The organism is Flavobacterium jumunjinense (assembly GCF_021650975.2).
Taxonomy (GTDB): domain Bacteria; phylum Bacteroidota; class Bacteroidia; order Flavobacteriales; family Flavobacteriaceae; genus Flavobacterium; species Flavobacterium jumunjinense.
On record NZ_CP091285.1, the window covers coordinates 4,456,169 to 4,469,034 of the forward strand.

General features: G+C 31.2%; 12 protein-coding genes. 2 read left to right on the plus strand and 10 right to left on the minus strand.

The features are described from left to right. Nucleotides 1–34 precede the first annotated feature (34 nt). The 6 genes from L2Z92_RS20265 to L2Z92_RS20290 are packed head-to-tail and all read right to left on the minus strand — an operon-like array spanning nucleotide 35 to nucleotide 5,975. Complete coding sequence (locus L2Z92_RS20265; RefSeq protein ID WP_236456568.1) at nucleotides 35–445, minus strand: hypothetical protein; 411 nt, start codon at nucleotides 443–445, stop codon at nucleotides 35–37. 9 nt (nucleotides 446–454) lie between these two features. Continuing rightward, nucleotides 455–1,399, minus strand: coding sequence for an NAD(P)H-dependent flavin oxidoreductase (locus L2Z92_RS20270; protein ID WP_236456569.1), 945 nt, complete (start codon nucleotides 1,397–1,399; stop codon nucleotides 455–457). Beyond that, a complete protein-coding gene (locus L2Z92_RS20275) occupies nucleotides 1,400–3,010 on the minus strand; it encodes a S8 family serine peptidase (protein WP_236456570.1) in 1,611 nt (536 codons plus the stop codon). It lies immediately after the preceding gene. 54 nt (nucleotides 3,011–3,064) lie between these two features. Then, the gene (locus L2Z92_RS20280; protein WP_236456571.1) at nucleotides 3,065–4,000 is read right to left on the minus strand and encodes a calcium/sodium antiporter; all 936 of its coding nucleotides are present in this window, start codon (nucleotides 3,998–4,000) and stop codon (nucleotides 3,065–3,067) included. Between the two features lie 8 nt (nucleotides 4,001–4,008). Then, the gene (gene mnmA / locus L2Z92_RS20285; RefSeq protein WP_236456572.1) at nucleotides 4,009–5,196 is read right to left on the minus strand and encodes a tRNA 2-thiouridine(34) synthase MnmA; all 1,188 of its coding nucleotides are present in this window, start codon (nucleotides 5,194–5,196) and stop codon (nucleotides 4,009–4,011) included. Between the two features lie 11 nt (nucleotides 5,197–5,207). Continuing rightward, the gene (locus tag L2Z92_RS20290) at nucleotides 5,208–5,975 is read right to left on the minus strand and encodes a toxin-antitoxin system YwqK family antitoxin (protein WP_236456573.1); all 768 of its coding nucleotides are present in this window, start codon (nucleotides 5,973–5,975) and stop codon (nucleotides 5,208–5,210) included. 163 nt (nucleotides 5,976–6,138) lie between these two features. On the opposite strand from L2Z92_RS20290, the gene L2Z92_RS20295 reads away from it, so the two are divergent. Beyond that, nucleotides 6,139–7,134: a fasciclin domain-containing protein gene (locus L2Z92_RS20295; RefSeq protein ID WP_236456574.1), complete on the plus strand. Its 996-nt coding sequence runs from the start codon at nucleotides 6,139–6,141 to the stop codon at nucleotides 7,132–7,134. A gap of 52 nt (nucleotides 7,135–7,186) precedes the next feature. On the opposite strand, the gene proC is transcribed toward L2Z92_RS20295, so the two are convergent. Genes proC through L2Z92_RS20310 form a run of 3 tightly spaced genes read right to left on the minus strand, consistent with a single transcriptional unit; the run spans nucleotide 7,187 to nucleotide 11,603 of the window. Beyond that, a complete protein-coding gene (gene proC, locus L2Z92_RS20300; protein WP_236456575.1) occupies nucleotides 7,187–7,993 on the minus strand; it encodes a pyrroline-5-carboxylate reductase in 807 nt (268 codons plus the stop codon). A gap of 50 nt (nucleotides 7,994–8,043) precedes the next feature. Next, a complete protein-coding gene (yidC, locus tag L2Z92_RS20305) occupies nucleotides 8,044–9,948 on the minus strand; it encodes a membrane protein insertase YidC (protein ID WP_236456576.1) in 1,905 nt (634 codons plus the stop codon). 38 nt (nucleotides 9,949–9,986) lie between these two features. Next, on the minus strand, nucleotides 9,987–11,603 hold the full coding sequence (locus tag L2Z92_RS20310; RefSeq protein WP_236456577.1) for a CTP synthase: 1,617 nt from the start codon (nucleotides 11,601–11,603) through the stop codon (nucleotides 9,987–9,989). 208 nt (nucleotides 11,604–11,811) lie between these two features. On the opposite strand from L2Z92_RS20310, the gene L2Z92_RS20315 reads away from it, so the two are divergent. Then, nucleotides 11,812–12,168, plus strand: a complete 357-nt coding sequence (locus tag L2Z92_RS20315; protein ID WP_236456578.1) for an RDD family protein — start codon at nucleotides 11,812–11,814, stop codon at nucleotides 12,166–12,168. 87 nt (nucleotides 12,169–12,255) lie between these two features. On the opposite strand, the gene L2Z92_RS20320 is transcribed toward L2Z92_RS20315, so the two are convergent. Beyond that, nucleotides 12,256–12,780 (minus strand): hypothetical protein, encoded by a 525-nt coding sequence (locus tag L2Z92_RS20320; RefSeq protein WP_236456579.1) that lies wholly within the window; start codon nucleotides 12,778–12,780, stop codon nucleotides 12,256–12,258. Nucleotides 12,781–12,866 lie beyond the last annotated feature (86 nt).

A 12,866-nucleotide genomic window follows, 5' to 3' on the forward strand; every position in this document is an offset into this window, starting at 1 on the left:
GGTTTTACATGAAAAATTCATGTTTAAAAAAAAATTATTTTGTTACTTCAACAATGTCATAACAAAAAACAAAATCTTCATTATAAACGTACAATTGCGTTTTATATCCAGAATCGGTTCGAACAATGAATGATATCTTCACTGCAATTCCATCAATGTTTTTACATAAGTAGGAATTAATCTCATCTACATTTGAAACTTCTTTTGGAAGGTATTCAATTATTTTATAGTGTTGAATTTCTGTTGAATAAATTATAATTTTATCATTATCATAATCTAATTTTGCAAAGACAGTAGTTGGTTTTGGATTTGACCATTTTCCCCACTCACCATTTCTGTTTTTTTGTAAAATTGATAATGCTGTCGATTTGAAATTAAATTGTTGAGCACTAACAAAACTTGCTGTCAACAAAAACACAATAACTAAGTATTTTAAAATTTTCATTACTTTAATTTAAAAGTCAAATTTATTTATTTCTTCTTTGGCAACTTGGAATTCACTCATAACATTATGAACAATAGTTTCAACAGGCAAAACATCATGAATTAAACCTGCAATTTGACCAATTTCCAACTCTCCATCTTCTAGATCTCCTTCAAACATTCCTCGTTTTGCCCTTGCCCTTCCTAATAATGTTTTCAGTTCTTCTGGAGTTGGACAAGTAGCATATAATTCCTTAACTTCATTAAAAAATTTGTTTTTAATTAATCGAACAGGTGCTAGTTCTTTCAAGGTTAGAACAGTATCTCCTTCTCTGGTTTCTACAATTGTTTTCTTAAAATCATCATGAGAACTTGATTCTGTCGATGCTGCAAACCTACTTCCCATTTGTACACCATCTGCACCAAGCGTCATTGCAGCTAACATTCCTCTTCCTGTTGCAATTCCTCCAGCTGCAATTAATGGAATGGTTATATTCTCTCTAACCATTGGTATTAAGGTTAAAGTTGTTGTTTCTTCTCTTCCGTTGTGTCCTCCTGCTTCAAAACCTTCTGCTACAACAGCATCTACACCCGCTTCTTGTGCTTTTAATGCGAATTTAGAACTACTAACAACATGCACAACCGTTATTCCATTTTCCTTCAAAAAAGAAGTCCATGTTTTCGGATTTCCAGCAGAAGTGAATACTATTTTAACTCCTTCATCAACAATGATCTTCATGATTTCCTCAATGTTTGGATATAACATTGGCACATTGATTCCGAAAGGTTTGTCTGTTGCTTTTTTACATTTTTGTATATGTTCTCTAAGCACTTCAGGATACATTGATCCTGCTCCAATTAATCCAAGTCCTCCAGCATTACTAACAGCGCTTGCTAATTTATAGCCACTGTTCCAAATCATACCACCCTGAATTATAGGATATTTTATATTAAAAAGTTGGGTTATTTTATTCATTTATTGTTTGATTAATTTCCCTTGCAAGGTACTATTATTCGAAGAAAAATCATAAAGATAGATACCCGAAGATAGATTATCTAGTTGTACACTTTGAGATATCGATGTAATATTTATTTCTAAAACTTTCATTCCCAAATTATTATACAATGTAAATTTTCCCTCAGCGTTATTAGAACTTTCTATAGTAAGCTTTTTATTAACTGGATTTGGATAAATTTTAACTATTTCTAACTCAAAACTAGTAGTTGAAAGCGCGTTGTTTAGTGCCAATTGAAAATCGGGAACGCCATAGCCTTTAAAGTTATCTGGAGTCGCAAATTGATCTGCAGATTCCCTAACAAACTGAATCACTTCTGCCGCTGTTAAATTTGGTACAGCCGACCAAAAAGTAGCCACCATTCCTGCCAAAATTGGACTAGAAAACGAAGTTCCATTAGAAGTAGTTATATTTCCAGTTGTACTACTCACCGTGGCAGCTTGTCCTCTTGCACAGACATCGGGTTTTACTCTACCATCAAAAGATGGCCCTATGGAACTAAAAGAAGCATAAGCTTCTGTACTTGTCACTGCACCAATTGTCAATATATTATCCGCGTCTGCAGGAATACTTATATGTTTCTCTGTTTTATTACCATCATTACCAGCGCTAATTACACAAACAATTCCCTTAGAAACTGCCAAAGAAGCTCCTCTTGAGGCAAAACCTACTTGACCATTACGTTGTGAATAGGCATAACTATAACTCGTATTGTCATAATCCGCATAGCCTAAAGAAGAATTTACTACATCAACCCCTAAACTATCTGCCATTTCTAAAGCTTCTACCCAATACGATTCTTCAACTGGATTTTCTCCTGCGACATCTTCTGTAATAAACAAATAATATTCAGCATCTGGAGCCGTTCCAACTAACTGACCATCAACATAACCTCCCATTGTAGAAAGTACATTCGTTCCATGGGAATTTCGAGTATAAATATCTGTATTTCTATCTGGAAAATTATATCCTCCTAAAATTAAATCATTATCAAATAATCGCTGAAAAGGAGCAGCAGTATTTACACCTGGAAAACCAGCATCAAAAACAGCTATAACTTTTCCTTGTCCTGTGAAATCTTGTTGATGCAATAAATGCCCGTTTAACATTTGGATTTGATTGCTCGAATTTCCATAATTATAATTTGCTAATGTTTCATTCTCTCCTTCATCTTTATTAGTATAATTCCTGTTGAAAAATTTTGATATTGGATTAAGTGAATGATTAGCAAACAAAACACGATCTACAAAACCTAATGAAGTTAGTGCTTGAATATTGGCTTGCGAACCTCTAATATGCAATGCATTTAACCATTTTGACTTTGCCATTACTGTTATTCCTGTTGCATTCTTAATTTGATTCATATAAGAACTTGCAATTGGAATATCTAGGTTATCTAAATTTATATTCTGTGTTGTTCTTCTATCTAATGCTCTTTGCGTTAACATTTCTAGAGGATTATTCATATAATAAGTAGCATCAGGTTTATCAGTAAAATAAACCCAAGCATCTTCTTGTGCATTAGTTATAAATGAAAATAATAGACAAAGAAAAGTTAGTTGTGTTTTCATATTCTTTATTTGATGTTTTATATCCAAATATATGAAAATCTGTCCATTATAAAACTATATAACAGTAAAATACAGAAACACTCCATATGCGACAAGCAACAATATTCCCGATTTAAAATTAAGACTTCCACGCTTTGGAAGAAGTACTAAGGGTAATAATATGAAAGCAAAAGCAAGCATCCAATATATATCTTGACTAATTATCCTAACATCTACCTTTTCAATTGGTTTAATAATTGCTGTTACTCCTAGAACACTAAGAATATTGAAAATATTAGATCCAATTATATTTCCAATTGATATATCATTTTCTTTTTTAATTGCTGCAATAATTGATGAAGCTAACTCTGGAATACTAGTTCCAATAGAGACAACAGTAACTGCAATTACACGTTTACTTACGCCCATCTTTTCAGCTAAATTTACTGCACCTTCAACCAAAAGTTCAGAACCTCCCCATAAGGACAAACCACCAATTAATAAAAACAATCCAATTTTCAAATAGGACATATTTTCCTCAACAGGTATATCTAAATCTACTTGTACTTTCTTATTATTTCGTATTAGAATAATTAAAAACACAATTAAAACCGCAATAAAGATAACACCGTCAATTCGTGTTAATCCACCATCTATAATTAGAAAAACGAATAATAAAGTTGAAGCAATCATTTTTGTAGGCCAATCGGTAACATAAAAACTATTATCTATCTTAATACTGTTTATTAAAAGGATAACTCCTAATACTAAACCGACATTTCCAACATTTGAACCAATAACATTTCCTAAAGCAATATCAGGAAATCCGTCTAAAGCTGCTTTAATACTTACAATCATTTCTGGTGCAGAAGTTGCAAAAGAAACCACAGTTAAACCAACAATAATTTTAGAAATATTTAGACGAAGTGAAAGCCCTACAGAAGATTTCAACAACCAATTTCCACCTACAACTAAAAGAATTAGTCCACTAATAATAAATACTATATTCATATAAAAATTTAAGAAATTACACCACTACCCAATACTTCGTCTTCTTTGTGCCAAGCAACAAATTGGCCTTCTGTAATTGCTGATTGTGGTTCTTTAAAAACTACATACATTCCATCTTCAAATTGATGCAACGTTGCTTCTTGAAGTTCTTGACGATAACGAATTCTTGCCATTACATCCATTGTTTGTTTTGCCTGTAATGCTAAATCTTCACGAACCCAATGCACTTCATCATTTTTAATATATAATGCTTTTTTTAATAATCCAGGGTGATTACTTCCTTGCCCCGTATAAATTATATTCTTCTCAACATCTGTTTCAATAACAAATAGAGCTTCTTTTGTTCCGCCAACATTTAGTCCTTTTCTTTGTCCTTTAGTGAAGTAATGTGCACCTTGATGCTTTCCTACTACTTTACTTAGTTGACCTGAGTAATCTCTTTTTCTAGATTGATAAGCAAATGCAGCTTCTTGACTTGGGAATTCTGTTTCTATAGTATTAAAAACATCTGCTTCAGATGCAACTTCTATAATTATCCCTTCTTTTGGTTGTAATTTTTGTTGTAAGAAATCTGGTAAACGTACTTTACCAATAAAACACAGTCCTTGAGAATCTTTTTTATCCGCAGTAATTAAATCTAACTTAGCTGCAATTTCTCTTACTTCTGGTTTTGTTAATTCTCCAATAGGAAACAATGCTTTTGATAATTGCTCTTGTGATAGTTGACACAAAAAGTAAGATTGATCTTTATTCCCGTCTTTTCCAGCAAGTAATTGATATGTTTCTCCTTTTTCATTTTCAATTGTCCCTTTTCTGCAATAATGACCTGTAGCAACATAATCTGCACCAAGTGACAATGCAATCTTCATAAAGACATCGAATTTAATTTCTCGGTTACACAAAACATCTGGATTTGGCGTTCTTCCTTGTTCATATTCATTGAACATATAATCCACAATTTTTTCTTTATATTCTTCTGAAAGATCGACTGTTTGAAATGGAATTCCTAGTTTTTCAGCAACTAAAAGCGCATCATTACTATCTTCTAGCCAAGGACATTCATTTGATATTGTAACAGAGTCATCATGCCAATTTTTCATAAAAAGACCGATAACTTCATAACCTTGCTCTTGTAATAAATAGGCCGCAACACTAGAGTCTACTCCTCCAGAAAGCCCTACAACTACTCTTTTCATTTTATAAAATATTATTTTTTGTCACTTGTGTTTTTTTCTTTCAAATCGGTTGGTTTTAATTTACCATCACTCGTTTTTTCAACCTTAAAAGTCTTACGAGTTTCTTTAGATATTTTCTCAGTCTTAACTACTTTACCGTTTTCGTAGGTATCCCAATATCCCCATTTTCTATTGTTCTTATATTGGCCTTTTAAACTAACTATTCCTTTTCCATTATAATAAATAGCATCACCATGCAACTGCCCTTTTTTATAATTCAATTCTTCTAAAACAGTTTCATTTTCAGCAATTTTCTTATAAACACCATCTAACTCTCCATTCACATAATTAGATTCTTCTGCAAGTGATCCGCTTTTATAATATACCTTTTTCACACCATTAAGCTTACCTGCTTTATAGTTTTCCAATGTCATTACTTGATTACTTTCAAAATGATAGTATTTCCATTCCCCTTCAGAAAGTTTATTTACAAGTCTTCCTTCACTTACTTTATTTTTTTTCTGATCATAAAAAACAACATAACAAGAACCATCGCCTTTAGTAAAATCTCTTGTTGCTATAATTGTACCTGCTTTTGTATCATCAAAATAGTTAAAAACACCTGTTTCCTTACCATGATTAAAAGTTCCTTCATACCTTGGTCGTTTCGACTTTTCATGATTACCCTTCCAAACTCCATGACGTTTTCCTTTATCGTCAAACTTATTACTATCACTTTGCGAATATGCTAGACAACATATTAAAAGTAAAAAACTAGAAAATATTTTTTTTATTAACATTTGTATATGCTTTTTTAGTTATTTTAACCCTCAAATAAACAATATATTAAACAGAATCTAACACAACGTTAAACTTTACACTTTAAAATTATTTTTTCGAAAATAAACTTTTGTTTTGTTTAGTGTTTTTATAGATTTGCTTAAACAATAAAATAAAATTGCTATGAAAAACTTTGCAAAATTAATCAAATTAACTTTAATCGCTACTACATTTGTAACGATGTTTTCATGTTCTGATGATGATAACGTTGAACCTGTCAATAATAGTATTGCTGGAGTCGCATCGAGAGCACCTCAATTTACTACATTAGTAGCTGCACTAGACAAAGCTGGTTTAGTACAAACATTAGACCAAAATGGTCCTTTTACTGTTTTTGCACCAACAAACGATGCTTTTGATACCTTTTTAACTGATAATGGATTTGCATCATTAGACGATGTACCTGTTCCTACCTTAGAAAAAATATTACTTAATCACGTTGTGAATGGCAAATTTGCTTCTACTGATTTAGCAACTGGATACGTAAGCTCTTTAGCTAAAGGATCTGCTTCATCTACTAATAATTTAAGTCTATTTATAGATTTAGATTTAACAACTGGTGTAAAAATTAATGGTATTGCTACCGTTACAGCTGCAAATATCGCAGCAACAAACGGAATTATTCACCAAGTTGATAAGGTAATAGGTCTTGCTACCATAATTGATCATGCAAAAGCTAACCCAAACTTTTCTACTTTAGTAACTGTTGTTACAAGTACTGATAGCAATGGAAATGGTTTTGGAGATCAAAGTGCAGTCGCGACAGCGTTAACAACCAATACAGCACCATTGACTGTCTTTGCACCAACAAACGATGCTTTTACCGCAGCTACAACAGGAAGTGGTTTTGCTGTTGGAGCAACACCAGCACAAGTGTCTAAAGTATTACAATATCATGTTACAGCTGCTGGAAATGTATTATCCACAACTTTAACAAATGGACAAGTTGTATCAATGATTACAGATCCTGCTCAAGATATTACTATTGATTTGAGCGCGCCAAGTTCTCCAAAAATCACTGACACATCGTCTTCACAAGCAGGAATAATTACTGTTGATGTTCAATGCGAGAATGGTGTTATCCATGCCGTTGACAAAGTATTACAACCAGTACTATAATACTATTATTTAAAGAAAAAAGAGCTCAATTATCAAATTGAGCTCTTTTTTTTTATTTCTTATTTCCTAATTCAATTGCCCTATTATTGGCGGCTTCTACTCCTTTTTTAATATCATCATTAACATGATTCGCATTAAAAACTTGTAAAGCAGATTCTGTTGTTCCTCCTTTAGAAGCTACCTTATTTATCCACTCTTGATGACTAAGAGTACTACGATTTTGTAATTGGACAGCTCCTATAAAAGTTTGACTAACGAGAAACTCTGCTTCTGACTTTGAAAAACCTAATTGAATTGCAGATTCTATCATTGCATTCATAAAATAGAACACATAAGCTGGTCCGCTACCAGAAACAGCCGTTGCAGCATTCAACATTTCTTCTTTATCTATGTAAATTGATTTACCTGTTGTATTTATTAGATTCTGAACAATGAATAGTTCTTTTCTATCAATATCGGAAGAAGCACAAAAAACTGTCATTCCTAAACCGATTTGAGTAGGAATATTTGGCATTGATCGAACAACTTTTGTACAGTTTAAATTCTTTATCAATGAAGTAATAGTAACACCTGCCATCACAGATAAAACAATATGCTCTTTTCTAATGAACGCTTTAATATTATTTGATAGTGTTTCAAAATCTTGAGGCTTTACTGCCAATATTATGATATCTACATCAAAAATTTCAATAGAAGGCTTTGTATTAAAGTTTGACTTTTGTATAGAATATCTATTCTTTTTATCTACTTCACTTCTATTTAAAATTAATATATCCGAAGAAGACACAAAACCAGAACTCACGAAACTATTCGCATAAGTTTGCCCCATATTCCCGTAACCAATAATAAGTATTCTCATATAATAATCTATTAAACAAAAAACCCTGCAAATTGCAGGGTTTTTAAAAATTATTTTTTATTCGCTTTTTTTTGCGCTTCAGCTTGCTCCATCATTTCCCTCATTTTTCTTTGGAACTTACTTTCCGTTTTGGGTTTAGATTTATTTTCTTGAATTTTAGCAAGAATTTTATCCTCTTTCACGATATAGTTTTTAATTACTAACATAATTCCGATTGTAATTAAATTAGAAACAAAATAATATAACGATAAACCAGAAGCATAGTTATTAAAGAAAAACAACATCATTAAAGGAGAGATATAAATCATGATTTTCATGATTTTCCCCATATCTGGCATACCTTCTTGTGTTGGTGCACTCATTTGTTGATCACCCGTTGTCATTTTCATATAGAAAAATATAGCAATCGCAGCTAACAAGGCAAACAAACTAATATGATTTCCTGTAATGAATGAAATTACTGGAATATTTTGTTCCCACGTTAATAATGCATCGTAAGAAGATAAGTCATCTGCCCAAAGGAAGTTTTGTTGTCTTAAATCGAACATCGATGGGAAAAACTGAAATAAAGCATAGAATACAGGCATTTGCATTAAAGCTGGCAAACATCCTGCCATAGGATTTACACCTGCTTTAGAATACAACTTCATTGTTTCTTGTTGCTTTTTCATTGCGTTATCTTTGAATTTTTCATTCAATTCTGCAATTTCCGGACGTAATACTTTCATTTTTGCCTGAGAAACATATGATTTATATGTTACAGGAGACATTGCAATACGCACTAAAATAGTAAAAATAATAATTGAAATCCCGTAACCTATTCCAATTCCAGAAATGAATCCGAAAACAGGAATAAACACATAACGGTTAATCCAACCAAAAATTCCCCAACCTAATGGCATTATCTCATCTAAATTTTTATCATAATTATTTAAAATATCATATTTAGAAGGTCCATAATACCAATTCATATTATAATTTACAACACCACCTTTAACTTCTAAAGGTAATTTTGCAACAAAATTCTTTGTAAATACAGAATCATTTGCTTCGTCATCTACTAAATTATCTGATTTGAATTTAGCCGTTTTGAAGGGTGTATCTGTTAAAAGTATCGATGTAAATAAATGTTGTTTGAAAGCAACATAAGAAACATCTTTTGCTTCATCTTCTGAATCTTTAGCAGCATTTAGATAGTCATCTTTTCCTCCTTCATATTCAAAAACCAATTCAGTATATCTGTTTTCATAAGAAATACTTTTCTCATTACGAAATGTTTTTAATTGCCATTCTAAATCAATAGGTTTAGATGTATTAATAACATTTTCAAGACCTTGTGAACGAATTCCAAAATCTAACATATACTCTTTACCAGGTTTCAAAACATAGCGATATTCTAAAAACTGATTTGGACCTGCTTTCAGACGCATCGTAAGAACTTCGTTTTCACCTTCTTTTGAATATTTAGGTTCAAAAAACATGTCTTTAGTATGAAGAACACGATTGTCTGCTGTATTAATAACTAAATCTAAGTTTGCGTTATTGTCTTTAATAAGTTTAACTGTTTTTTTTGAACCTTTTTCAAACTGATCAAATCCTAAAATACTTGCATCAACAATATAACCACCTTTATTTGCTATTTTTAATGAAAGACCTTCATTTTTAATTTCTGTATACTCTTCTTTAGCAGAAGGTAATGTTGCAGAATAGGCAAAAGAACCTAATGCTTCTTTGGCTTTTACTTGAGATAATGAATCGTTTGCTGGAACAGTTTCTACCAATTTATCTGTAGTAGTGGTAACTGTTTCCTTCTTTTCTTTTTGAACTTGTTCTAATTTTTCTTTTTCCTTTATTTCCTCAGGTGTTGGTGCATTAGAATACATCATCCACATTAGAACTCCAGAAATTAATACAAATCCAATAATTGATTTAAAATCAAACTTTTTTTCTTCCATTTAAAATAGTATTCAGTTTACTTAGTATTGTAAACCCGTTATTTTTTGTTTTTATGCTTTACAGCTGCTGCAACCAAACTCACAAAAAGTGGATGTGGATTTGCTACTGTACTTTTGTATTCCGGATGGTATTGTACTCCTATAAAAAATGGGTGGTTTTCAATTTCAATCACTTCAACTAAACCAGTGTCTGGATTAATTCCTGAAGCTTTTAAACCCGCTTTTTCTAATTCGTTCAAATACTTTCCGTTATATTCGTAACGGTGACGATGACGTTCCATTATTTCTGTTTTACCATAAATAGTCTGTGCTAATGTATTTTCTTTCAAATTACATTTCCAAGCACCTAAACGCATTGTTCCACCTTTATTAATAATATTCTTTTGCTCTTCCATTAAATTAATAACTGGATGAGTCGTATTTTCATTCATTTCTATAGAGTTTGCATCAGCATAACCCAATACATTTCTTGAAAACTCTATAACCGCCATTTGCATTCCTAAACAAATTCCTAAAAACGGAACATTATTTTCTCTTGCATATTTAACAGTATCAATTTTACCTTCTATTCCACGATTACCGAATCCAGGAGCAACTAATATGCCATCTAATCCTTTTAGTTGTTCTTCTGCCGTTTTGACATCTAAATATTCTGAGTGTATAGAAATTACGTTTACTTTTGTCTCGTTGGCAGCACCAGCATGAATAAATGCTTCTAAAATTGATTTATATGAATCTTGTAACTCTACATATTTACCTACTAAACCAATACTTACTTCGTGTTTAGGATTTTTATGTTTTTGTAGAAATTCATTCCAATTTTTAAGATCTGGGCTATTTCTTTCCTCTAAACCTAATTTTTTCAATGTAACTATATCTAATCCCTCTTCCAGCATTAAATTTGGAACATCATAAATAGTTGACGCATCAATAGATTGAATTACTGCTTCTTTCTTAACATTACAAAAGATTGCTAACTTTTGACGTAAATCGTCTGAAAGTTCGTGTTCTGTTCTACAAACTAAAATATCTGCTTTAATTCCACTTTCCATTAAGGTTTTAACAGAATGCTGTGTTGGTTTTGTTTTCAATTCACCAGCTGCTGCTAGAAATGGTACTAATGTTAAATGAATTACAATTCCATTTTCATCTCCTAATTCCCATAATAATTGACGAACAGATTCGATATATGGTAAAGATTCAATATCTCCAACCGTTCCTCCAATTTCTGTAATTACAATATCAAATTGTCCGCTTTGCCCTAATAATTGCATGCGTTCTTTGATTTCATTTGTAATATGAGGTACAACTTGAACCGTTTTTCCTAGAAATTCACCTCTACGTTCTTTTTCAATGACAGATAAATATACTCTTCCTGTAGTTACATTGTTTGCTTGTGAAGTTGGAACATTTAAAAATCTTTCATAATGCCCCAAATCTAAATCAGTTTCTGCTCCATCATCTGTAACATAGCACTCTCCATGTTCGTAAGGATTTAGTGTTCCAGGATCTACATTAATATAAGGATCAAATTTTTGAATAGTTGTCCTATACCCGCGTGCCTGTAACAATTTAGCTAAAGAAGCTGCGATAATTCCTTTCCCTAGAGAAGAAGTTACACCTCCTGTAACAAAAATATACTTTGTCTGATTCATTATGTAATTTATTTTGTAGTTGTGTTTATCTAAATATATAGATACTAGTTGTTATGCCTTGCTTATTAAAAAACGTGGCAAAAGTACAACTAAATTTATGAATTTGACAATTTAGAATTACGAAAATTGGTAATTATTGTTAAAATAAAATTGTTAAAATTTAACTTTTTTTTATATATTTATAAACTAACCAATTAAATTAATTAAAATGGAAGTATCAAAATTAAACAGATTTTTAGCATTATTTATTGATGGTCTAATTTTTTCTATACCCGCTTATATTGTCGGTGCTTTAGGTTTAGGCATGGTAGACACAATTATTTCTCTATTGAGTCTCGTTTACTTATTAATTAAAGATGCCTTATTTGAAGGACAAAGTATTGGCAAAAAAATAATGAAGTACAAAGCTGTAAGAGAAGATGGTTCTTCTTTAAAAGGTGATTTTGTTACTAGCTTGAAAAGAAATATAACACTATTATTAATCATTGTTGATCCGATTTTAGTTTTACTAGATAAGCCAAGACTTGGTGATGGAATTGCTCAAACTAAAGTAGTAAATGTTTAATTTTATACTAGAATCTTTAAAATGTATTCAAAACAAAAGAGTCCTGAAAATCAGGACTCTTTCTCGTTAATAATGTAAAATTATATTTTATTTTAATGCAATCTTTATTATTTTAGAAGTACTTATATTGTAATGTTTAACAACCTCATCATAGTTATTGATATCTAAAGTTTCTGCCGTTTTATTTCCAAAGTTTGCAGGAATAACAACGACTCTAAATACTTGATTTTGTGACCAACTTGAACTTAAAGTATTTAAATTGAAATTAGCTGCTAAAAACACATTCGCATCATAACGAGTAAAATCAAAGTTGTAATCTAATTCATCTCCTCCTCCTAAATAATATGTATGGGGCATTAATCTCCAAACATCGTTTCCGTTATTCACTTCATATAGATGATAAATTAGAACCATATCTGAAGCATAAATTGTATGTGGATAATCTAAGAAAACATTGAAGTTATTTCCTGAATGAAAATCTACATTAGAATATTCAAATACTTCACCAATGGTATCATTATCTATTGAGTCTGCAACCATTACTTCTTCTGTAACACAACTTTGTAACGTAATCATTCCGATTAAAGCTAAAATTAAAGTAAATTTTTTCATAACTATTTCGTTTAATATTTTTGATATTAGTTATTATTCAATAGTCATGCCAAAAAATATTTATGTATTTATTCCTTCTCAAATAA

Excerpts from the sequence above, each read along its gene's own strand:
- L2Z92_RS20320 (WP_236456579.1), bottom strand. The coding sequence starts at position 12,780 with ATGAAAAAATTTACTTTAATTTTAGCTTTAATCGGAATGATTACGTTA.
- L2Z92_RS20265 (WP_236456568.1), bottom strand. The coding sequence starts at position 445 with ATGAAAATTTTAAAATACTTAGTTATTGTGTTTTTGTTGACAGCAAGT.
- mnmA (WP_236456572.1), bottom strand. The coding sequence starts at position 5,196 with ATGAAAAGAGTAGTTGTAGGGCTTTCTGGAGGAGTAGACTCTAGTGTT.
- L2Z92_RS20310 (WP_236456577.1), bottom strand. The coding sequence starts at position 11,603 with ATGAATCAGACAAAGTATATTTTTGTTACAGGAGGTGTAACTTCTTCT.
- proC (WP_236456575.1), bottom strand. The coding sequence starts at position 7,993 with ATGAGAATACTTATTATTGGTTACGGGAATATGGGGCAAACTTATGCG.
- L2Z92_RS20290 (WP_236456573.1), bottom strand. The coding sequence starts at position 5,975 with ATGTTAATAAAAAAAATATTTTCTAGTTTTTTACTTTTAATATGTTGT.
- L2Z92_RS20315 (WP_236456578.1), top strand. The coding sequence starts at position 11,812 with ATGGAAGTATCAAAATTAAACAGATTTTTAGCATTATTTATTGATGGT.
- yidC (WP_236456576.1), bottom strand. The coding sequence starts at position 9,948 with ATGGAAGAAAAAAAGTTTGATTTTAAATCAATTATTGGATTTGTATTA.
- L2Z92_RS20275 (WP_236456570.1), bottom strand. The coding sequence starts at position 3,010 with ATGAAAACACAACTAACTTTTCTTTGTCTATTATTTTCATTTATAACT.
- L2Z92_RS20295 (WP_236456574.1), top strand. The coding sequence starts at position 6,139 with ATGAAAAACTTTGCAAAATTAATCAAATTAACTTTAATCGCTACTACA.
- L2Z92_RS20280 (WP_236456571.1), bottom strand. The coding sequence starts at position 4,000 with ATGAATATAGTATTTATTATTAGTGGACTAATTCTTTTAGTTGTAGGT.
- L2Z92_RS20270 (WP_236456569.1), bottom strand. The coding sequence starts at position 1,399 with ATGAATAAAATAACCCAACTTTTTAATATAAAATATCCTATAATTCAG.